Annotated in this window: 1 protein-coding gene; it reads right to left on the reverse strand. The window is 75.6% G+C overall.

What is annotated here, in order from left to right; translation table 11 throughout:
* Positions 1-36: 36 nt before the first annotated feature.
* Positions 37-1,239 (reverse strand): helix-turn-helix domain-containing protein, encoded by a 1,203-nt coding sequence (locus ABZ641_RS38010; RefSeq protein WP_344625202.1) that lies wholly within the window; start codon positions 1,237-1,239, stop codon positions 37-39.
* Between the last annotated feature and the right edge of the window lie 37 nt (positions 1,240-1,276).

The raw sequence follows: 1,276 nt of genomic DNA on the forward strand, positions 1-1,276 counted from the left end.
GCTGTCGGCCGGCCGGCGCGGGCGGCGGTGCGCGGCTCAGCCGCCGGCCGCCTCGCCGGGCAGCAGCCGCAGGGCGAGCAGGGCGGATCCGATGTCGGCCAGGTGCCGGGGGTCCTGGAGCGTGCGGCCGGTGAGCGCCTCGATGCGGCGCAGCCGGTAGCGGACGGTGTTGGCGTGCACGTAGAGCCGCTCGGCCGCGCCCTCGGTGCTGCCGGCGGCGGCGAACCACTGCTCCAGGGTGTCGGTCAGCCGCTCACGTTCCTCCCGGGGGAGTTCGAGCAGGGGGCCGAGCACCAGGCGGGCCAACCGGGCCGCCTCCGCGGGCGCCGCCGCCACCAGCATGGCGAGCGGACGGTCGTCGAAGCGGACCGTCCCGCGGGGTTTGCCGCGCAGCCCGTCCAGGGCCAGCCGGGCGAAGCGCAGCGCCTGCGGGGTGTCGCGCAGCGACGGGTACGAGGGACTGACCCCGACCCGTGCGGGGTGGCGGCGCAGCAGCCGCAGCAGTGTCTCCTCGTCGTCGGGGTCGGGCAGCGAGGCCACGCCGATCTGCTGGTCCGGCAGCAGCCGCCAGGCGGAACGGACGCGGACCGCCCGCAGGGCGTTCTCGATGCCGGGCAGTGCCTCGCGGCCGGGCGCCGGCACGTCTGCGGCGATCACCGCGTACGGCCCGTGGGAGGCCAGACCCAGTGTCCGCCCGGCCTCCTCGACCGGGCCGATCTCGCTGATGGCGCCGGTGAGGAGGGCCTCCACCAGGGCGGACCGTTCGCGTTCGCGCTGCAGGACGAGCGCGGCGGTGGTCTCCCGGTAGGCCCGGGCGACGGCGTCCGAGTACTCGCCCGCCAGCTGCCAGACCTGCGCGGCCAGGTCGACGAGCATGGCGTCGGTGACGGCCGGGTGGCGTCGGGCCTCGTCCACCAGCTCCGCCCAGAGGAACTCGAATCCGATCCGGTAGGCGTGGAGCGTCTCGGGCAGCGGGACGCCCTGCTCGGCGCGCATCCGGCCGGTCGCCTGGGGCGGCCCGAGGTCGGCGGGACCGGTGTGGACGAAGTGCCGGATCATGAGCTCGATGTTGCGGATGCACGAGGCCCGGATGGTGTGGAACGGGATGAGGTCCTCGTTGCGGTAGGACTCGATCTCCGCGCGCATCCGCCGGGCCAGGCGCTCGCCGATCTCGCGGTGGTGCGGCAACAGGGTCGCGGCCACCTCGACGATCTCCGGCGGGGGTGCTGGGCGGCTCATTCCCCCAGCCTAGGCGGGGTGCGGTTGTGGCCGGCCA

The sequence above is a fragment of the Kitasatospora sp. NPDC007106 genome, from assembly GCF_040634455.1.
GTDB classification, from domain to species: domain Bacteria; phylum Actinomycetota; class Actinomycetes; order Streptomycetales; family Streptomycetaceae; genus Kitasatospora; species Kitasatospora arboriphila.

Excerpts from the sequence above, each read along its gene's own strand:
- ABZ641_RS38010 (WP_344625202.1), bottom strand. The coding sequence starts at position 1,239 with ATGAGCCGCCCAGCACCCCCGCCGGAGATCGTCGAGGTGGCCGCGACC.